Below are 18,762 nucleotides of genomic sequence, written 5' to 3' on the forward strand. Positions count from 1 at the left end.
GGCCGCCGTCGGCATCGCCTGCGGCGGCACGGCGGTGGCCGCCCGCGAAGCCGGCTCGGGCCGGGCCGGCGGTGGGGCCGGCGCCGGAACGACCGCTACCACCGGCGCCGCCGCCCGCACCTCCACCTCGACCGGTACCCTCACTTCGCCGGTCAGCCCCTTGAGGGTGATGGTGCCCCGGTGCGCACCGGCGTGGCGGGCCCGCACCGACACGGACGGGCCGGCCGCCGTCTCGGTGACGGTGATCCAGCTCTCCGACACCTGGTACGTGCAGGCGCGCGCCAGGGGCGGGCCGAGCAGCGGCAGCACCCGGGCGGCCGGCTCGGTGCCGGCGGTCACGGTGCCGAAGTGCAGCTCGGCCTCGGCCGGCCGGATCGCCGCCTCCCGCAGGGCTGCCATGGCCGCCTCGGCCACGTACTGGATGTCGCTGCCCGCGATCTCCCGCAGCGCCTCGAAGGCGCCCATGGCGACGGGCAGGTTGTCGCTGACCAGCCGGGCGCGCAGCTCGGTGACCGCGCCCAGGCGGCTGAACATGTTCGCGTCCGTCATGGCCGCGCGCAGGTCGGGCGGGACGGGCTGCGGCCGGATCCGGCGCCGCCGGCTTCGCGCCAGGTAGAGCTCGCCCTGCATTTCCACGTCGCGGCTGGGCGTCTGGTGAGGGTTACGCTCGCGGACCCGATCGAAGACGTACTCGTACAGCTCGTTGAGCGACACCCAGCCGTCCTCGTCGCGGTCGGCGTCGCCGCTCGACAGCCCTTCGACGAGCGCGGTGGTGAACACGGACGGGGCGCGACCGTGCTCGTCGGCGAGGCGGTCGCCCTCGAAGGCGTACTCCATGGCGCTGGACGCGCTGATGACCGCACGCCCGCGCCCGCCGCCCCTGCCGCCCGGGAAGCTGTCGAGCACGTTGACGTCGCCCGCGGCGCGGACCGCGACGCCTTGCCCGAAAGCCCCGCCGTAGCAGCAGTCGAGCAGCAGCACGATGCTGCGCGACCGGCTGGCGCGCATGCAGCGCTGGACGAAGTCCGCCGACAGGGCGGTCGAGCCGAGCCGGTTGGGACGGGTGTTGCGGGCGGCGAAGTACAGCTCGCCGGACTCGCTCTTGAGGCCGTGGCCGGAGAAGTGCACCAGGAGCACGTCATCCGGCTTGGCCTCCGAGAACAGGTCTTCGACGTGGCCGCCCATGACGTGGGCCGGCTCGTTGTGCACCACCCGCACGTCGAACCCGCCGACCTCGGCGTCGCCGAGCACCCGTCCCAGCGCCTCGGCGTCCGCGGCCGGCGAGAGCAGGTGCTGGAGCCCGTCGTTCTCGTACTGGTCGTTGGCGATGATCAACGCCTTGCGCTGGCCGGTCATGCGCCGCCTCCCGCAGTCGGCCTGGAGTCGAGGGGGCTGTGAGGGCGCGCCTCCCGCAGCCGGTCGCTGCGCTCCCTCCGGTTGGTGGCGGCTGCGGGGCGGCTTGGAGCGCCGGAACCGCCGTCGCGGAGCGACCGAGCGGAGGGTCGGTTACAGCGAGGCTCAAAGAGCGCATGACCCGCACGAGCGGCGACGGGTCGGGGTCGCCGCGCGGCGCCGGACGCGCCGAGCCGGACCTGTCGTAGAGGGCGGGCCAGCCCGGTCACGGGTCGACCTCGTCGTGAGCGTGCCGGCTGACGAACAGTGTGATCAGGCGGTCCTGCTCGGCCGCCGACACCTCGGAGAGCTCCAGCATGTCGCCGTCGATCTCGATCTTCACGGTGCGGCGTACCCCATCACCGCGCGACAGCCAACGGCGCACCGCGGTTACGACGTCTTTCAGGCCCGCGGCCGTGCGGCCGAGCGTCACGACCAGGCCGCCGAGGGCCACGATGTCGACCGCGCGGGTACCCGGCGGCGCCGCGCCACCCGTTGCCCGCCGTACGTCGTCGACGTCCAGCTCCAGAAGCTCCTGCCGGAGGTATCCGGTCAGGGTGTCCAGCCGTTCGGCGCTCGCACCGTCTTCGGCGAGGTTGAGGTTGAGCTGCCGCACCATCGGCCCGCCCCTCTCGTGGGACTCCTGTCGAGATGTAGAGCCGGTCAGAGGGCGCCAGATACCATCACCACGATGATCGAGCCCGCTGACACCACCACGTCGGCCGGCGCGCGGCTGCTGCCCGGCGCGCCCGTTGCCGAAGCGGTCCTGGCCGAGACCGCCGCCGCGGCCGCCCGCCTGCGCGAGCGGGGCGTCACGCCGAGCCTCGCAACCATCCTTGTGGGTGACGACGACGCCAGTGCCGGGTACATCCGGATCAAGCAGCGCCAGGCCGCCGATCTCGGGTTCGCGTCACCGCACGAGCACCTGGCCGCCACGACCACCCAGGACGAGCTGCACCGGGTGATCGCCCGGTTCAACGCCGACCCGGCCGTGCACGGGATCCTCGTCCAGTACCCGATCCCGGGGCACCTGGACTACGACGCGGCGCTGCAGACCATCGACCCGGACAAAGATGTCGACGGCATGCACCCGCTCAACATGGGGCGCCTCGCCGTCGGCGTGCCCGGCCCGCTGCCGTGTACGCCCGCCGGCATCGAGGCGCTCCTGGCGCACTACGAGATCCCCGTCGCCGGCCGTGAGGTCGTGATCCTCGGCCGCGGGGCCACCCTGGGCCGGCCGCTCGCGATGCTGCTGTCACAGAAGCGCCCCACCGCCAACGCCGCCGTCACCGTCGTGCACACCGGCGTGCCGGACTGGCCGCGCTACACCCGCCGCGCCGACATCCTCGTCGCCGCCGCCGGCGTGCCCGGCATCATCCAGCCGGAGCATGTCAGGCCGGGCAGTGTAGTGATCGGCGCCGGTGTCCGGTACGCGGGGCGTCGGTTGCTCCCCGATGTCGACGAGGCATGCGCCGAGGTTGCTGGCGCGATCACACCGAGGGTCGGAGGCGTGGGCCCCACCACCGTGGCCATGCTCTTCCGCAACGCTATCCACGCCGCCACCCGCCTGACCCCATAGCCCCGCCCCGCCCCCCGGCTGCCCCCGCGCCGCGCTCTCCCGCGCCGCGCTCTCCCGCGCCGCGCTCTCCCGCGCCGCGCGTCCGGCGAGAGGCGCTCGCGCTGCGCGCCGTGCGCTCTCTCCGCCGTGCGCTCTCTCCGCCCGATCAAGGGCAAACGCACGTGGTTTGATCTCTTTTCCACGTGCTTTTGCCCTTGATCGACGCGATGTTCCTTGAGCGGCGGCGCTCAGAGGGGGAGCGGGCACCGCGCCGGGCCACACATCCGTGCCGTGCCCGCCAACGTAGGCCGCGATATCGGGGAGACCGCGGCCTCGACCCACGCGCCCACGCCTGATACCGCGATGCCGTCAGCGTCAGGGATGGGTGTCCAGGCAGGAGCGGACGAAATCCTGGACGACCGGGTCGGCATCAGCCGCGGGCGCCCACCCGACACCCACGCGGGTCGGGTCAATGTCGGTGACCGGCCGGTACGTCACGCCGGGTCGGGCGTAGAAGCGCGCCGCCGACGCCGGTGTGAGGGCGATGCCGTACCCGCTCGCGATCGCACCGAGCCATTCGTCGGGTTGCTCCGTGACCGCACCGATGCGGATCGGGCGCCCGTCGCGTTCACCGGCGGCCAGCCAGTAGTCGCGCCACTCGCCGGTCTCCGCGGGCGCGGCCACGAACGGCTCGTCCCACAGCTCCCGGAACGGGATCTCCGCCCGCTCGGCGAGCGGGTGCGCGGCGGGCAGCGCGATCCAGCGCGGCTCGGTGAACAGCACCTCCACCCGCAGCGCGTCCTCACCGGGAAAGGGCAGGCGGAGCAGCGCCACGTCCACGTCCCCGTCGGCGAGGCCCGCCGTCGGGTTCGACCAGGCCGCCTGCCGCATATCGACCCGCCACCCGGGCCGCCGGCGGGCGAACACACCGAGGATGTCTACAGTGGACTCGTTGGCCGCGCTGGCGATGAAGCCGACGCACAACACCCGCGCGATCCGGCTCGCCGTGCCCTTGGTCTCGCGCGAGGCCTCGTCCCACTCGGCGAGCAGCGACGGTACCCGCCGCGCCAGGACCTGACCGGGCTCGGTGAGCGCCATGCCGGCCCGCGACCGCGTGAAGAGCTGGACGCCCAGCTGCGCCTCGAGCTGCTTGACCTGCTTGGTCAACGCCGGCTCCGACACGAACAGCCGCCCCGCCGCGGGTCAGGTTGCCCTCCTAGGCAACGGCCAGGAAGTAGCGCAGCAGCCTCGTGTCCACGTCCATGCCGTCAGGTTATCGATACAGGTATTGGACGCCTTTTCCGCGGCTCGGCAGGCTCCCATGCGTGACTGTGGCGTATGTCGTCGTGACCGTGGCGACGATGGCGGTCAACGTGTGGGCCGCCGTCGTCGACTTCCTCCGAGCCAGGTTCGTCCTCGCCAACGCGGCCGACGTGGGCGTACCGGCGTCCTGGCTGCCGATGCTGGGCGCGCTCAAGCTCGCCGGCGGCGCCGGGCTGCTGCTCGGCCTGTCCGGCGTGGAGCCGATCGGCATCGCGGCCGCCGCCGGACTCGTCCTGTTCTTCGTCGGGGCCGTCGGTGCGCACGTCCGGGTCGGCGCGTACGCCAAAATCGCCTTCCCGGCCGGCTTCCTCGCCCTGGCCGCCGCGTGCCTGGCTCTGTCCGTCGCGCGGCTGTGACCCGGGTTGCATCGCGTGCGCGATGATCAAACACCCCGTCGGCGTCAAAGAGCAGTCCCCGCACGCCCTAGACGATCCGCTCCGCGGATCCAGCCGCTCGATCAAGGGCGATCGCATCGATCAAGGGCAAACACACGCGGAAAAGAGATCAAACCACGTGCATTTGCCCTTGATCGGCGGGCAGAGCCGGCGGGGGGAGCCCGGCGGGGGAGCCCGGCGAGGGCTAGCGGTGGGACGGGTCGGGGGTGAGCACGACCGTCGCGCCCGGCGTCGTGGCCGCCTGGATGGTGCGCAGGTGCAGCAGGGCCGGGTGCTCCTCGAGCAGCCGCGCGGCGTTGGCGAGGGTGCGCAGTGCCGCCGCCTCGGCGCGGGCGCGCTCCAGATCGGCCTTGCCGCTTTCGCGGGCGAGCAGGGTCTCGGTCGCGGCCCGGCGCAGCTCGCCGGGGAGCATGAGGTCCTTGACGGTGGCGGAGAGCAGCTCGATGCCGTGCTCGGCGACTCGCGGTGCGGCCGCCTCGGCGAGGCCGGTGGAGAGCCGGCCACGGTCGGCGAGCACCTCGTCGAAGGTGAGCGCGGCGACGGCGTCGCGGATCGCGAGCTGCACCGCCGTGTACAGCTCCTGGCCGGTGTCGGCGGATCCCGTGAGGAACGCCAGCGGCTGACTGATCCGCCAGGTAGCCACAGTGGACACCCGCAGCGTAACACTGTCGGCGGTAAGCAGCTCCTGACCGGACACCACGATGGTGCGCGGGCGTACATCGACCACGTGCAGGTGGGTGCGGCGCCGGCGGTACCGGTGACGGCCCGGCGGCAGCTCGCGCGTGAACCGGCCGTCGGTGAACAGCAGGCCGCGCTGCCACTCCATGATTGTCGTCTTCGCCATGTCATTCACCTCCATTGTGGACCGGGGAGCGGCTCCGCGCGCACCGCGGCGGGTCGGCGGGGGCGTCCGCGACCGTGGTCGCGAGCCCGCATGGCCGCACCGCCGCCGCCCGAGGGCAGGATTGCGCGGAGCCGCTCTGCGAGGAATCGAACCTCAGCCTTGTCGGCCATACCTGAAATGGTTGGAGAGCCCGACGCGCGGGACGCGGGCCGGCGATGCCGGTGCGCCGCTTGGCATCTCCAGGCCGAACGGTACGGGATCATGCCCGCGCGACGCACCGGGTTTTCCGGAGGTGGACGCCCATCGGGGGAGTGTCGAGAGGCTATACCCGCTGTGTATGCGTGCTGGGTCGAGTCGACTCGGTCCGGACGATGCGCCAGATCGCCACGAGGCACAGCGCGTTGACGACGAAGATGAGCACCGGCACCGAGCCGGCGCCCGCCTGCTCGATGCCGGCGCCGAGCAGCGGTGGAAACGCGACGCCGCCCAGCATCGAGGCCGCGAAGACGTACGCGCCGGCCCGGCTGGCGCCCGGCACGGCGCGGTGCAGCCAGGGCAGCCCGGTGGGGAAGACCGGTGCGATGAACAGGCCGACGCCCGCGTACGCGACGATCGCCAGCCCCGGTACGGCCGCGAGAGCCAGGCACACCGCGATCCCGACGCAACTGCCGATGACAATGGCGCGGTCGGACACGCGCAGGGTCAGGGGCACCACCAGGAACCGCCCGAGGGTCATCATCAGCCAGTACACCGAGGTGGCCGTCGCGGCGTCCGAGGCGCTGTGGCCGATGGCCTCGAGGTGCGTGGGCTCCCATCCGCCGACCCCGGCCTCGACGCCGACGTTCATCACGTAGAGCACGATGAACGCGGCCAGCAGGCCGCGACGGCGGATGCGCGCGGGGGTGACCGCCGGTTCGGCCGGGTCGGCGGGCACCTGCGCGGAACCGCGCAGCCCGGGCAGGAGCAGCAACGACAGCGCCGCGAAGCCGAGGAAGACCGCCGGGTACCGGTGCGGTCCGAGCAATCCGACGAGCAATGGACCAGCGATCGCGCCGATTCCGAAATGCGCGTTGAGTACGTTCAGCATCGCTGACCCGCGCCGCCGGAACGCCCGCGCGAACATGTCGTTGCACCCGTAGTCGATGCCGCCGAAGCCGACGCCGGCGACGAGCGCCGCCGCCAGCACGAGCGGCCAGGTGGGTGCCACCGCGACGCCCGCCGCGCCCGCGGCCATCGCGACCAGCGAGGCGGCGAGCTTCCGGGTACCGGTCAGCGGCGACCGCGCGTACCAGAGCACCCCGGCGATGCCCCCGACGAAGTGCGCGCTCAGCGCCAGGCCCGCGACCGGCACGGAGATGCCGAAGTCGGCGCGGAACGCGGACACGGCGGGCCCGTACAGCGCCTGGAGCGCGCCGATGAGCACGAACGCCGCGCAGGCGCTGACCACGCCAAACAGCTTCACAAGAGTCTCCGTTAACGGTCACGTGAACGTTCACGGTAGTCTGACCCGCGTCGAGACCGTCGTCAAGATCGGATTACGATCGGGGGCATCGTGGACAAGCGGCAGGACACCTCGCCTCGCCGGGCCACCCTGCGGGACGTGGCTCGGGCCGCCGGCGTGTCCCACCAGACGGTGTCGCGGGCCATCAACGACAAGGGCGAGATCGACCCGGAGACGCGGCGCCGGATCCTCGAGACCGCGCGTGAGCTGCAATACCGGCCCAGCCGGTACGCCCGCGGGCTGGTCAGGCCGGGGCTCGTCACGGTCGGGCTGATCGTGCCCGACGTCGTGAATCCGTACTTTCCCGAGTTCATCGCCGGCGTCATCCAGGCCGCCGACGCGCAGGACTGGCAGGTCGTGGTCGCCAGCACCGAAAGCGACCGCCGCCGCGAGTTGCCGCTCGTGCGCTCGCTCGGCCGGCAGGTCGACGCCGTCGCCGGGTACCTCAGCCACACGGACGCGGAGCTCGCACCGTACGCGGAAGGCCTGCCGCTCGTGGTCGTGGACCGCGGCCCGGAGCCGTCCGCGCACGGCACCGTGCGCGTCGATCTCGCGGCCGGCGTGCGCGCCGCCGTGGCGCACCTGGTCGAGCGCGGCCACCGGCGGATCGGCATGATCGACTGCCCGTCGGTGTGTGACCCGCTGGTGCGTCGGGACACGTTCCTCGCCGCTGCCGCCGAGCACGGGCTGCCGGTCGGCGAGGACTGGGTCGCGTCCGGCGCTCAGTCGATGGAGGGTGGGGCGGAGACGTTCGCCGCGCTGCGCGCGGCGCACCCCGACATGACCGCGACGTTCGCGTTCAATGACCTGGTCGCGATCGGTGCCATGCGCGAGGCGCGCCAGCGAGGCCTCCGGGTACCGGAAGACTGCGCGATCGTCGGATTCGATGGCCTGAGCCTTGGCGAGCTGCTCGACCCTCCACTGAGCACCGTCCATATCGACAAGCGCCGCCTCGGCGAGCTGGCCGTGGAGCAGATCCAGGCGCTGCTCGCCGGAGACGTGCCCCCGCCCGCCATCCTGCCCCCGACGCTCCTGGTCCGCGGCACCACCTGATGGCAGCCGGCCCGCCGCATCCATTGCTGGGCTACCTGCTCGACGGGGCCGAGGGTCGCTTCCCGCCCGCCGACGGGGGCGTCACCGTCGTGCCGGCTCTGCCCGGCGGCCTGGAGTGCTCGGTCGCCTTCACCGGCCACGCGGTCGTCGCCACCGCCCTGCCCGCCGGGGACGTCCACGCCCAGCAGCCGGACGGTTTCGGTGGATCCCTTGCCCCCGACTTCCTGCGCTGGCTCGCAGGTCCCCGTGGATGGATCGACGTCGTCGACGCCACCCTCACGCGTGGCGGCACCGGCGGCGAGCCGCGGCTGCGCCCGCTCGACGACGCCGGCGACCACCCCCGGGTGCGGCACGCCATGGAGTTGCGCGCGCGAGTCCGGGTGTTCGGCGACGGTCGCGGGCTCGTCACCCTCGCCGAGGGGCTCGCCGGGCGCACCGAGCTCAGCCTCGAACTGCACCGGCCAGACGACGGCGGCCGCGGGCGCGGGCGTTCGCTGATCGCCGACGCGCTGACCCTGGTGCCCGAGGGTGAGCCGGTGTTCGCGGCGGTCTCCCCGGGCAACGCCCGATCCTTGCGCGCGTTCCTCGCCGTGGGGTTCACCCCTATCGGTTCCGAGGTGCTGATCCGTCCCGACCGGTCGCGTGGCTGAGGCGCCGCCGATCAAGGGCGATCGCGTTGACCAAGGGCGAACGCACGTGGATCGGAGATCGAAGCACGTGCGTTCGTCCTTGATCGGCGGGAGGGGGCTGATTCAGGAGCCGTACGCGGTCAGGAAGCGGTCGCGGAACGTGCTCATCGGCCAGACCGGCGACTGCGGGCCGGGGCGCAGGCCGTCCTGCCAGCCCCAGCCCGCGATCCGCTCCAGCACCGCCGGGTCGCGGGCCACGATCGAGATCGGCACGTCGTGGCCGGCATCGTCGCCGGCGACCAGCGGCGACGGCTGGTGGTCGCCGAGGAAGATGACGACGAGGTCGTCGTCGCCGTACGTCTCGATGTACGACGTCAGGACGGTGAGCGTGTACTCGATCGAGCGGCGGTACTCGGTGCGCACCCGGGTCTGGTCCCGCCACACCTCCTCGGCGTTCAGCCCCTCCTTGCGGATCTCGTGGTAGATCGACCCGTCGCCGACCTGGTTCCAGTCGATGAAGCGGGGCAGCGGCGCCCACGGGCTGTGGCTGGACACCAGCGGGATCGTGGCGAAGACCGGGCCGCGGTCGGTCTTGGCGTGCTCGAAGCGCTCGTACGCCACCATCGTGTACTGGTCGGCCATGGTCGCCCAGCCGAAGCCGGGGCCCCGATAGCCGAGGTTGGGCAGGTCGTAGACCTGGTCGTACCCGTAGAAGTCGCCCTCGGGCCAGGCGCGGGTAATTCCCGGCATCACACCGACCGTGCGCCAGCCGGCGCGCCGGAACGCACTGACCAGTGTCAGCCGGTCGCTCGACGTGACCGTGCGGAAGCGCTGCTGGTTGTCGACCCACAGCCCGGACAGGAACGTCGCGTGCGCCAGCCAGCTCCCGCCGCCCGAGGTCGACGACGTGAGGTAGCCGCTCCGCGCGCCGTACCCGGCGGTGCGCAGCCGCCCGTACCCCGTGTCGAGCACCGCACCGACCTGCCCGGAGAACTCCGGGTCTTCGACCGCGTCCCGACCGTAGCTTTCCACGAACGCCAGCACCACGTCCTTGCCGCGCAGCGCGGTCAGCAACTGGTCATCGGGCGTGTCGCGGAACGCGTCGACCTTCGCCTCCTCAGCGAACAGCTGCCGATCGCGCAGGCCGTCGCGCACCATCCCGGCCCGCTCGTACACGAGGATCGCGCTGCGCTGCGTGGCGATCGGCGCGTTGGTGACCAGCAGCGCGCCGAGGATCGCGCAGGCGATCCACGCCACCGCGCCCCGACTGCGCGGCACGACACTGGTCAGCCGGATCACCGAGAGTGTGGCGAGCACGAGCACCGCGATCGCCAGCAGGATCGCCCCGACCACGGTGGCGACCACGCCGCCCTCGCCGACCGAGCCCTTCAGCACCGTCAGCGCGTCGTCGAAGAGCACCCAGTCGAGCACCAGGTCGAACGGGCGGTCGAGGATCGAGAAGAAACCCATGTCGAGGAGCTTGACGATCACCAGCGCACCGAGCAGCGGGCCGACGACCAGCGCGAAGATCCGGCGCCCCCTCGGCGGCAGGAGCAGCAGCAGGACCGCGCCCGCGAGGGCCTCCACCGGGATGTAGAGGAACTCGCGGACGGTCAGCAGGTCGAGCTTGTTCGGCAGTACCAGCGCGGCCAGGACGGCGGCGGCTGACAGTACCGTCAAAACCCACGCGACCACCGTGCGCCATCGCGGCCGCTCGCCCTCGGCGGCGGCCGGGCCCTCCTGATCCGGGCCCTCCTGATCCGGGCCCTCCTGATCCGGGCCGGCGCCGTCATCCGGGCCGGCGCCGTCATCCGGGCCGGCACCGTCCGCATCCGGGGGCGCGGCCGGGCGCCGGAGGCGCGTCAAGAACGACATGCCGACTCACGCTACCCGTCCGTGGTGCGGCCCCGGCCGCGCCCGGGCGGCTCGTATTATCGCCGGGTGGCGCCTACCGATCTCGACGTCAACCGCGACGCGGCGGAGACACTGCGGCGGGTCTTCGGCTACGACGCCTTCCGGGGCGAGCAGCAGGAGATCATCGAGCATGTCGCCGGGGGCGGCGACGCCCTCGTGCTGATGCCGACCGGCGGCGGCAAGTCGCTGTGCTACCAGATTCCCGCGCTGGTGCGCGAGGGCGTCGGCGTGGTCATCTCGCCGCTGATCGCGCTCATGCAGGACCAGGTCGACGCGCTGCGGGCGCTCGGGGTGCGCGCCGGCTTCCTCAACTCGACGCTCGACTTCTCCGAGCGCCGGCTGGTCGAGGCCGAGTTCGTGGCCGGCGAGCTGGATCTGCTGTACCTGGCGCCCGAGGCGCTCGGCTCGCAATCGACCAGAGCTCTGCTCGACCGCGGCCGGATATCGCTCTTCGCGATCGACGAGGCGCACTGCGTGGCGCAGTGGGGGCACGACTTCCGTCCCGACTACCTGGCGCTGTCGATGCTGCACGAGCGGTGGCCGAAGGTGCCCCGGATCGCACTGACCGCCACCGCGACCAGCGCCACCCGCACCGAGATCGCGACCCGGTTGCAGCTCGACGAGGCCCGGCACTTCGTGTCGAGCTTCGACCGGCCCAACATCCAGTACCGGATCGTGCCGAAGAACGAGCCGCGCCGGCAGCTGCTGACCCTGCTGCGCACCGAGCACGCCGGCGACGCAGGCATCGTCTACTGCCTGTCGCGCGCGTCGGTGGAGAAGACCGCCGAGTTCCTGACGCAGAACGGGATCACCGCGCTGCCGTACCACGCCGGGCTCGACGCGGCGACCCGCACCGCGCACCAGTCCCGCTTCCTGCGCGAGGACGGCCTCGTCATGGTGGCCACGATCGCGTTCGGCATGGGCATCGACAAGCCCGACGTGCGGTTCGTCGCGCACCTCGACCTGCCCCGCTCGGTCGAGGGCTACTACCAGGAGACCGGGCGCGCCGGGCGCGACGGGCTGCCGTCGACCGCCTGGCTGGCGTACGGGCTGCAGGACGTCGTGCAGCAGCGCAAGATGATCGACAGCTCAGACGGCGACCTGTCGCGCCGCCGGGTGCTCGCCGCGCACCTCGACGCGATGCTGGCGCTGTGCGAGACGGTCGAGTGTCGCCGCACGCAGATCCTCGCGTACTTCGGCGAGCAGAGCGCCGCCTGCGGCAACTGCGACACCTGCCTCGCGCCGCCGGAGTCGTGGGACGGCACGGTCGCCGCGCAGAAGCTACTGTCCACTGTGCTGCGTCTGGCCCGCGAGCGCGGCCAGAAGTTCGGCGCCGGGCAGTCCATCGACATCCTGCTGGGCAGGCAGTCCGACAAGGTGGTGCAGCACCGCCACGACTCACTGTCCACATTCGGCATCGGCACGGAGCTGAGCGAGAGCGAGTGGCGGGGCGTGGTGCGCCAGATGCTGGCGCAGGGTTTGCTTGCGGTCGAGGGGGAGTACGGCACGCTGGCGCTCACCGAGGGCAGCGGTGCCGTGCTGCGCAAGGAGCGCGAGGTGCGGTTGCGGCGCGAGGCGCCCCGCACGGCGTCCGCGCGGGTCGCCAAGCCGCGCGCGTCTGGCGGCACAGCGGCCATGGAGATGCCGCCCGAGGCGGCACCGGTCTTCGAGCGGCTGCGCGCCTGGCGGGCCGCCACCGCGAAGGAGCAGGGGGTGCCGGCGTACGTGATCTTCCATGACGCGACGCTGCGCCAGATCGCGACCGAGTCGCCGACGAGCCTCGCCGCTCTGGGCACGGTGAGCGGTGTGGGCGAGAATAAGCTGGCCAAGTTCGGCCAGCAAATCCTCGACACGTTGGCGAACGAGACGGGCGGCTAGGCGATGCGGCGGACCCGGCGGATCGCGAGATAGAGCAGCACGACGGCCAGCGCTACGAAGATGCCGGTCTCGATGCTCTGAAAGAGCCAGAAGCGGTCGCCGGGCTGGTATTGCTGCCAGTTGTAGGCGCCGGCCTGGAGGCCGAGGCCGCTGCCGCACGGGCTGCCGCCCGGGCCCGAGACGCCCGGTGGGCAGGCCACTTCGGCGTTCGTCGCCGCGACGGTGCCGTCCGGGTTGCGCACCTGCTTGGCGAGCACCCAGTCGCCGGTCAGGTTGCCCCGCTCGCCAGTGCTGCCCTCCACCGGGTAGGTGCGCACCTTCGCGGGCATGTAACGGGGCCGGACCAGCAGGGTCAGGGCGATCCGCAGCCCGGCGAACCCGGCGAGTGCGACACCCATCGCGGGCAGCACCTTGTGCCACACGGTGCCGGCGAACACGCCGAGCGCGACCGCGAAGAGCGTGTATCCGATAGGCGCGATCCCCTGCATGTCGAAGAGCCCGGATTCGAACCGGCTCAGCAGCCCGGTCTGGGTCAGCGGCTCCATCCACCACGTCGTGCCGAGACCGTACACAGTGGCCACAGCGAGCGTAAACCCGCCCACCGCACCGACCTTGACGAGCGCCCAGTGCCGCCGGCTGACGCCCTGCGTCCACACCAGACGGTGAGTGCCCTGCTCGGTCTCGCGGGCGACCAGCGGCGCACCCCAGAAGAGCCCGACCAGCAGCGGCAGGACCAGTAGCAGCACGCCCGCGAAGGTCAGGCTGGCGTACTGGTCGTTGAACGCGTCGAGCGCGCGCATGCAGGTGATGCTCGCCTCCGGTGCGAGGCTGCCGCCTTTCAGCCCCTCGAAACACGCCGGCAATCCCTTGTCGGCGTACGTGTCCCGCATCGCCAGGCCGGTCGGCACGATCATCGCGGCCAGGGCCAGCAGGCCGGCGAGCGTGTACAGCGCCTGCTTGCGGTGCTGCCGCCAGGTCAGCCAGATCATGCCGGTACTCCCCACTCGGTGTGGCTGGCGCGGGTGTCGCTGTCGGCGAGGTACGCCAGGATGATGTCTTCGAGGCTCACGTCCCGCACCGTCCACGTCGGATCGGTGATCGGCCCGTCGGTGCGCACCAGCAGCGTCGACTGCCGGTCGGTGTGGCTGGCCCGCACGACGGCCGCGACGCCGCCGATCGGGCCACCGTCGTGGCGGGCCCCGATGAGCTGCCGGTATTTGGTGGCGAGTTCGTCGGTCGGGCCGGCCAGCCGCACCTGGGAGGCGCTGAGCACCACGACGTAGTCGCAGGTGCGCTCCAGGTCGGCGAGGATGTGCGAGGAGAGCAGCACGGTGGCGCCGGTCTCCGCGACGCTGCCCATCAGCGCCTGTAGGAACTCGCGCCGGGCCAGCGGGTCGAGGCTGGCGACCGGCTCGTCGAGCAACAGCAGCGAGGGTCGTTTCGCCAGCGCCAGGGCGAGCGCCACCTGGGCGCGCTGCCCGCCGGAGAGCTTGCCCACGGGCCGATCCGGTGGCAGCCCGAGCTGGGCCAGCCGGGTGCGGGCCAGCGCGGCGTCCCACCGGCGGTTGAGCTTGCCGCCCATGGTGACCAGCTCGGCGGCGGTGAAGTCCCGGTACAGCGGGGTGTCCTGGGCGACGAACCCGATTTCGGACAGCACCTCCGTGTCGCCGTACGGGGAGCGGCCGAGGATCCGCACCGCGCCGGCGTCCGGGCGCAGCAGGCCGACCGCCATGTGCAGCAGCGTGCTCTTGCCCGCGCCGTTCGGCCCGACCAGCGCGGCGACCCGGCCGGCGGGCAGGCGCAGCGTGCAGTCCCGCACCGCCCACCTGCTGCCGTACCGCTTGCCGAGCTGGTCTGTCTCCAGCACGTACTCCATCCCCGGTCCTCTCGTTCTGTTCACGCGTGCCCCTCTTGCCGCGGATAACTCGCGCGGATGGTGGTCTGGACCAGTGCGGTGATGTCGTCTGGTGTCAGCCCGGCGTCGCGGGCGCGGTGCACCCACGCCACCAGGTCGTCGCGAAGCTCGGCCTGGCCCGACAGGGGTGCGTTTCCGAGCGTCCCCTTGACGAACGTGCCGACGCCCGGCCGGCCCTCCGCGAGGCCTTCGTGTTCCAGCTCCCGGTACGCCTTCAACACGGTGTTCGGGTTGATGGCCAGCGACTGCGCGACGTCTCGCACCTTCGGCAACTGGTCGCCGGGGACCAGGAGGCCGACCCGTAGGGCCTGCTTGACCTGCTGGACGAGCTGCACGTACGTGTTCACCTTCGACCGGCCGTCCAGCACGAACTCGATCACTCGCGGCGTCCCTTCCTATTGTCCTACGACAGTAGAACAATAGGACAGGTAGGCGTCAAGATTCCCGCGTCGTTACGCGCTGTGACCGCCCGCGGTGACGCGCCGACTGGCGTAACCGGTCAGGAATGGAGAAGCCGGTCGGCATACTCGGCTCCTAGCCTGTCTCGTAACAGAAGGGGGAAAACGGTGTCACTACAGGCGAACGTCATCATGCTCGGCGTCAAGGACGTGGAGCGCGCCAAGAAGTTCTACGTAGACGGCCTGGGTTGCGAGGTCGAGCAGGACTACCCCGGCTTCGTCAGGTGCCGGCTGGGTGAGGGGTCCTCGAGCCTGGCGCTGTACGACTGGGAGGCGGCGGCGCAGGACGCGGGCGTCTCCGCGGAGGGAACCGGGTTCCGCGGCGTCTCGTTCCACTTCATCGCCGACTCCCGGGACGCGGTCGACGAGGTCATGCGGGCCGCGGCGGCCGCCGGCGGCGAGGTGGTCAGGGAGGCGGCCGCCGCCGAGTGGGGCGGGTACTTCGGCTACTTCAGCGACCCGGACGGCTACCTGTGGAAGGCCACCACCGCCGCCTGACCGGCGCCCCTGGCAAGGGGCGCTCGACGTCGATGTGAGGCATCCGCCACGCACAGTCCTCGCTGAACTCGGCGCGCAGCGCCTCGATCTCGACGCGGTCGGCGATGGCCCGGAGGTCGCTCATCGGTGTCTCCTTCCCCTTCGGCTCAGGCGGCGCGGCCCGCCTTGAGCGCGGCCGCGGTGTCGACGGCGCGCCGGGCCTGGTAGCGGGCCGCTTCCAGGGCCACATCGCCGGGTGGGCCATCGCCGGCGACGTGGGAGGTGCCGTATGGATTGCCCATCTGGAACTGCACGGGATTGGTGTATCCGGGCGGCACGATGATGCCGCCCCAGTGATAGAACGTATTTCCCAGCGCGAGGATGGTGGATTCCTGTCCACCGTGCGCGGTGTTGGAGGCGGTGAAGGCCGAGTACACCTTGTCGGCGAGCTTGCCGTGAAACCACAGGCCAGCGGTGGTTTCGATGAACGCCCGGAGCGGGCTGGCCGGGTTGCCGAAACGGGTGGGCGTGCCGAACAGCACCACGTCTGCCCACTCCAGGTCGTCGAGGCCGGCCTCGACGACGCCGGCGGTGTCCCGAAGGTGTCGGGCCCACTCCGGCCGGGCGTCGATGGCCTGCGGTGGGGCCGTTTCGGCGACCTTGCGCAGTCGTACGTGTGCGCCGGCCTTTTCCGCGCCTTCGGCGGCGGCGCGCGCCAGGGCGTGCACGGTGCCGGTCGCGCTGTAGTAGATGATCGCGGCGTTTACGGGTTCCATGTCAGTACGACGACACAGTCCACCGAAGTGTGAGGCGACACGATGAGCACGCAGCCCGATCCGGGCCTGAGCGCGATAGTGAGCGAGCGGCGCCGGCTGATCAATCTCGCTTACCGGCTCCTCGGCTCACTGGCCGACGCCGAGGACGTCGTTCAGGAGACGTACGCGCGCTGGTACGCGATGTCGCGGCAGGAGCAGGACGCCATCGGCAATCCGGGAGGCTGGCTGACGACGGTCGCCAGTCGCGTCTGCCTCGACCTGCTCGGTTCGGCGCGGGCGAGGCGGGAGCGCTATGTCGGCGAATGGATCCCGGAGCCGCTGCCCGACCGTACAGAGTGGATCGATGGTCGGTCGAGCCGCGCCACCGCCGACCCGGCCGACCGGGTAACCCTCGACGAGTCGATAAACATGGCGTTTCTCGTCGTGCTGGAATCCATGACACCCGCCGAGCGCGTGGCGTTCATCCTGCACGACGTCTTCCGGTACACCTTCGTCGAGGTGGCCGAGATCGTGGGCCGGACGCCGGCCGCGTGCCGCAAGCTGGCGTCGTCGGCCCGCGGCCGCATTCGCGCGTCGCGGACGCCAGCGCCAGCGCCCCCGGCCGCCCAGGTCGCCGACGTCGTCAGGGACTTCAAGCTGGCCTGGGAGGCCAGGGACATCGAGGCCCTGATCGGCCTCCTCGATCCCGACGTCACGGCCATCGGCGACGGCGGGGGCCTCGTCAGCGCCGAGCTGCGCCCGGTCGAGGGCGGCGAGCGGGTGGCGCGCTACTTCGCCGATCTGGCCGGCAGGGAGACCGACCTGGCGATTCTTGAGCGTACGGTCAGCGGCCAGCCCGGCCTGGTGGTCCAGCAGGACGGCGTCACCGTGACGGTGATGGCGTTCGACGTCGCCGATGGCCGGATCAGGCACATCTGGGCGGTGCGGAACCCCGAGAAGCTCCGGCCCTGGGCCTAGCCCAGCTCGCGGCGCAGGGCGGCGAGCGGGCCGTCCCAGTCGCGGGCGAGCGCGGCGAGGAACTGCTGCGCCACCTTCATGGGCCCGGAGTCCAGCCGGTACCGGACCCGGCGCCGTTCGCCCGGCTCGGCCACCACCAGCCCCGCCTCGGCCAGCAGGGCGAGGTGTTTGGCGATGGCCTGCCGGGTGATCGGCAGCCGGGCGGCCAGGTCTGTCGCGGTGGCCGGCCCACCGGCCGCGAGCGCGGCGAGGATGCCTCGCCGGCTCGGATCGGCCAGGGCGGCGAAGACCTCCTGCGCGACCGCTTCGGGGTCAGAGTCGGCCATCGAGGTACGCGACCAGCTCGCCCAGTTCGTGGGTCCAGCCGTCGGTGTTGGCCGAGTGCGCCCGCTTGTGCTCGCCGGCGTCGGGCAGCTGCCCGAACCCGGTCTCGACCATCGTCAGCGTGGTGCCTGCGCTGGTGGGCTCCAATGTGAACTCCACGTAGGTGCGGCGCGGATCGCCTTCGGGAAGGCCGTAAACGGGCCAACTGTAGCCGAACACCCGCGGCGGCTCGACGCGCTCGATGGTTAGTGTGGCCGTGTCGCCGCTGTCCCAGGTGAGCTTGGCCTGGCCGCCGACGCGCAGGTCGACCTCGGCCTTCTGGCCGAACCAGGTGCCGAGGCCCTCGACGGTGGTCAGCGCCTGCCAGACGCGCTCAGGCGCGTGGTTGAGCTGGAGGGTGCGCTCGATGCGGTCGGGGAATGCCATGACGTCTCCTCAAATAGCAACCATCGGGTTGCTATGAACATATGGCAATCGGACGGTTGCGTCAACCCCTCCGTTGGCCGCTGGCGTCCGCGTAGCCCTCCTCCTGATCTCGGCTCAGAGGTGGGTCAGGAAGTGGTTCATGGCCTCGTTGAACTCTGCCGGGCGTTCGAGGTTGGGGAGGTGGCCGGCGCCGGCGATCACCACCAAGGTGGCGTCGGGAATGCCCTTGTGCAGGATCTCGGCGTCCCCGACCGGCGTGTACTCGTCGTCGGAGCCGACCACGACCAGGGTGGGCACCGTGACCGTCGGCAGTAGCGGCAGGTAGTCGGGGCGCTCGGCCCGCCCGCGCAGCGCTGCCGCCGCCCCTGCCGGCGGCGCGCCGCGCATCATCCGGAGCACCTGTGCGGCGACGGCGGGCTGCGCGGCGACGTTGTGCGGTGCCACCATTTTGGACAGTACCTCGTCGGCGTACGGGGCCATGCCCTCGCGCAGCAACCGGTCTGCCAGGGCGTTGCGCCACGCTTTGCCCTCGTCGGTTTCGGCCGCGGCGAAGGTGTCGGCGAGCACGAGACCGTGGATGCGCTCGCCGAAGAGGCGGTAGCACTCCATCGCGATCTGACCACCCATCGACAGGCCGCTGAGCACGAAGCGGTCGACACCGAGGTGGTCGAGCAGCGCGGCGATGTCCTGGGCGAAGTCGCCCAGTGCCGTCGTGCCGGGCACCACTGTGCTCTGCCCGTAGCCTCGCAGGTCGGGAGCGATCACGCGCCAGCCGCGCGCCGCGAACGCCTCGACCTGCGGTGTCCACATCGACCGGTCGAAGGGGTGGCCGTGGATCAGTACCAGCGGCGGACCGCTGCCCTTGTCGTCGTACCCGATGGTGATGTCCCCGAGCGTCACCGTGCTCATCGCCAGCCCTCCCCCGCACCCGCCTTGACATCT

General features: G+C 71.8%; 20 protein-coding genes. 7 read left to right on the plus strand and 13 right to left on the minus strand.

Going from position 1 to position 18,762, the window contains the following annotated elements:
- On the minus strand, nucleotides 1–1,356 hold a 1,356-nt coding region (locus V6V89_RS28500; protein WP_334622549.1), incomplete at its 3' end, for a caspase family protein.
- A 262-nt stretch (nucleotides 1,357–1,618) separates the two neighbouring features.
- Nucleotides 1,619–2,011: a hypothetical protein gene (locus V6V89_RS28505; protein ID WP_334622550.1), complete on the minus strand. Its 393-nt coding sequence runs from the start codon at nucleotides 2,009–2,011 to the stop codon at nucleotides 1,619–1,621.
- Between the two features lie 72 nt (nucleotides 2,012–2,083).
- Between V6V89_RS28505 and V6V89_RS28510 the strand changes: the two genes are divergently transcribed.
- On the plus strand, nucleotides 2,084–2,971 hold the full coding sequence (locus V6V89_RS28510) for a bifunctional 5,10-methylenetetrahydrofolate dehydrogenase/5,10-methenyltetrahydrofolate cyclohydrolase (protein WP_334622551.1): 888 nt from the start codon (nucleotides 2,084–2,086) through the stop codon (nucleotides 2,969–2,971).
- A gap of 354 nt (nucleotides 2,972–3,325) precedes the next feature.
- On the opposite strand, the gene V6V89_RS28515 is transcribed toward V6V89_RS28510, so the two are convergent.
- On the minus strand, nucleotides 3,326–4,117 hold the full coding sequence (locus V6V89_RS28515; RefSeq protein WP_334622552.1) for a LysR family transcriptional regulator: 792 nt from the start codon (nucleotides 4,115–4,117) through the stop codon (nucleotides 3,326–3,328).
- A 158-nt stretch (nucleotides 4,118–4,275) separates the two neighbouring features.
- Between V6V89_RS28515 and V6V89_RS28520 the strand changes: the two genes are divergently transcribed.
- Nucleotides 4,276–4,629 carry a DoxX family protein gene (locus V6V89_RS28520; RefSeq protein WP_334622553.1) on the plus strand — a complete coding sequence of 118 codons (354 nt, stop codon included), beginning with the start codon at nucleotides 4,276–4,278 and terminating at the stop codon, nucleotides 4,627–4,629.
- 223 nt (nucleotides 4,630–4,852) lie between these two features.
- Here the strand turns inward: V6V89_RS28520 and V6V89_RS28525 are convergent, their stop codons facing one another.
- Both V6V89_RS28525 and V6V89_RS28530 read right to left on the minus strand, forming a co-directional pair.
- A complete protein-coding gene (locus V6V89_RS28525) occupies nucleotides 4,853–5,512 on the minus strand; it encodes a slipin family protein (RefSeq protein WP_334622554.1) in 660 nt (219 codons plus the stop codon).
- Between the two features lie 322 nt (nucleotides 5,513–5,834).
- On the minus strand, nucleotides 5,835–6,974 hold the full coding sequence (locus tag V6V89_RS28530) for an MFS transporter (RefSeq protein ID WP_334622555.1): 1,140 nt from the start codon (nucleotides 6,972–6,974) through the stop codon (nucleotides 5,835–5,837).
- A 90-nt stretch (nucleotides 6,975–7,064) separates the two neighbouring features.
- Here V6V89_RS28530 and V6V89_RS28535 point away from each other — a divergent pair, with 90 nt between their 5' ends.
- Both V6V89_RS28535 and V6V89_RS28540 read left to right on the plus strand, forming a co-directional pair.
- Nucleotides 7,065–8,066: a LacI family DNA-binding transcriptional regulator gene (locus V6V89_RS28535; RefSeq protein ID WP_334622556.1), complete on the plus strand. Its 1,002-nt coding sequence runs from the start codon at nucleotides 7,065–7,067 to the stop codon at nucleotides 8,064–8,066.
- The gene (locus V6V89_RS28540; RefSeq protein WP_334622557.1) at nucleotides 8,066–8,716 is read left to right on the plus strand and encodes a hypothetical protein; all 651 of its coding nucleotides are present in this window, start codon (nucleotides 8,066–8,068) and stop codon (nucleotides 8,714–8,716) included. The genes V6V89_RS28535 and V6V89_RS28540 overlap by 1 nt, the downstream gene beginning before the upstream one ends.
- A 102-nt stretch (nucleotides 8,717–8,818) precedes the next feature.
- On the opposite strand, the gene V6V89_RS28545 is transcribed toward V6V89_RS28540, so the two are convergent.
- Complete coding sequence (locus tag V6V89_RS28545) at nucleotides 8,819–10,570, minus strand: sulfatase-like hydrolase/transferase (RefSeq protein ID WP_334622558.1); 1,752 nt, start codon at nucleotides 10,568–10,570, stop codon at nucleotides 8,819–8,821.
- 66 nt (nucleotides 10,571–10,636) lie between these two features.
- Here V6V89_RS28545 and recQ point away from each other — a divergent pair, with 66 nt between their 5' ends.
- Complete coding sequence (gene recQ, locus V6V89_RS28550; RefSeq protein ID WP_334622559.1) at nucleotides 10,637–12,487, plus strand: DNA helicase RecQ; 1,851 nt, start codon at nucleotides 10,637–10,639, stop codon at nucleotides 12,485–12,487.
- Here the strand turns inward: recQ and V6V89_RS28555 are convergent.
- The 3 genes from V6V89_RS28555 to V6V89_RS28565 are packed head-to-tail and all read right to left on the minus strand — an operon-like array spanning nucleotide 12,484 to nucleotide 14,782.
- A complete protein-coding gene (locus V6V89_RS28555; RefSeq protein WP_334622560.1) occupies nucleotides 12,484–13,476 on the minus strand; it encodes a transporter in 993 nt (330 codons plus the stop codon). The two genes, recQ and V6V89_RS28555, sit on opposite strands and share 4 nt — an antisense overlap.
- On the minus strand, nucleotides 13,473–14,363 hold the full coding sequence (locus V6V89_RS28560) for an ABC transporter ATP-binding protein (protein WP_334622561.1): 891 nt from the start codon (nucleotides 14,361–14,363) through the stop codon (nucleotides 13,473–13,475). Before V6V89_RS28560 ends, V6V89_RS28555 begins: the two co-directional genes overlap by 4 nt.
- A 20-nt stretch (nucleotides 14,364–14,383) precedes the next feature.
- Nucleotides 14,384–14,782 carry a GntR family transcriptional regulator gene (locus V6V89_RS28565; RefSeq protein WP_334622562.1) on the minus strand — a complete coding sequence of 133 codons (399 nt, stop codon included), beginning with the start codon at nucleotides 14,780–14,782 and terminating at the stop codon, nucleotides 14,384–14,386.
- A gap of 186 nt (nucleotides 14,783–14,968) precedes the next feature.
- Here V6V89_RS28565 and V6V89_RS28570 point away from each other — a divergent pair, with 186 nt between their 5' ends.
- Complete coding sequence (locus tag V6V89_RS28570; RefSeq protein ID WP_334622563.1) at nucleotides 14,969–15,358, plus strand: VOC family protein; 390 nt, start codon at nucleotides 14,969–14,971, stop codon at nucleotides 15,356–15,358.
- Between the two features lie 146 nt (nucleotides 15,359–15,504).
- Here V6V89_RS28570 and wrbA read toward each other — a convergent pair whose 3' ends face one another.
- Nucleotides 15,505–16,113, minus strand: coding sequence for an NAD(P)H:quinone oxidoreductase (gene wrbA, locus V6V89_RS28575; RefSeq protein WP_334622564.1), 609 nt, complete (start codon nucleotides 16,111–16,113; stop codon nucleotides 15,505–15,507).
- A 42-nt stretch (nucleotides 16,114–16,155) separates the two neighbouring features.
- Between wrbA and sigJ the strand changes: the two genes are divergently transcribed.
- On the plus strand, nucleotides 16,156–17,070 hold the full coding sequence (gene sigJ / locus V6V89_RS28580) for an RNA polymerase sigma factor SigJ (protein ID WP_334622565.1): 915 nt from the start codon (nucleotides 16,156–16,158) through the stop codon (nucleotides 17,068–17,070).
- Here sigJ and V6V89_RS28585 read toward each other — a convergent pair.
- The 3 genes from V6V89_RS28585 to V6V89_RS28595 all read right to left on the minus strand — a co-directional run bounded on the left by V6V89_RS28585 (nucleotide 17,067) and on the right by V6V89_RS28595 (nucleotide 18,729).
- Nucleotides 17,067–17,396, minus strand: coding sequence for an ArsR/SmtB family transcription factor (locus V6V89_RS28585; RefSeq protein ID WP_334622566.1), 330 nt, complete (start codon nucleotides 17,394–17,396; stop codon nucleotides 17,067–17,069). The genes sigJ and V6V89_RS28585 overlap by 4 nt on opposite strands.
- Nucleotides 17,383–17,820 carry an SRPBCC domain-containing protein gene (locus V6V89_RS28590; RefSeq protein WP_334622567.1) on the minus strand — a complete coding sequence of 146 codons (438 nt, stop codon included), beginning with the start codon at nucleotides 17,818–17,820 and terminating at the stop codon, nucleotides 17,383–17,385. The genes V6V89_RS28585 and V6V89_RS28590 overlap by 14 nt, the downstream gene beginning before the upstream one ends.
- 114 nt (nucleotides 17,821–17,934) lie before the next feature.
- Nucleotides 17,935–18,729 (minus strand): alpha/beta fold hydrolase, encoded by a 795-nt coding sequence (locus V6V89_RS28595; protein ID WP_334622568.1) that lies wholly within the window; start codon nucleotides 18,727–18,729, stop codon nucleotides 17,935–17,937.
- Between the last annotated feature and the right edge of the window lie 33 nt (nucleotides 18,730–18,762).

The organism is Micromonospora sp. CPCC 206061, from assembly GCF_036906915.1.
Lineage (GTDB): Bacteria > Actinomycetota > Actinomycetes > Mycobacteriales > Micromonosporaceae > Phytohabitans.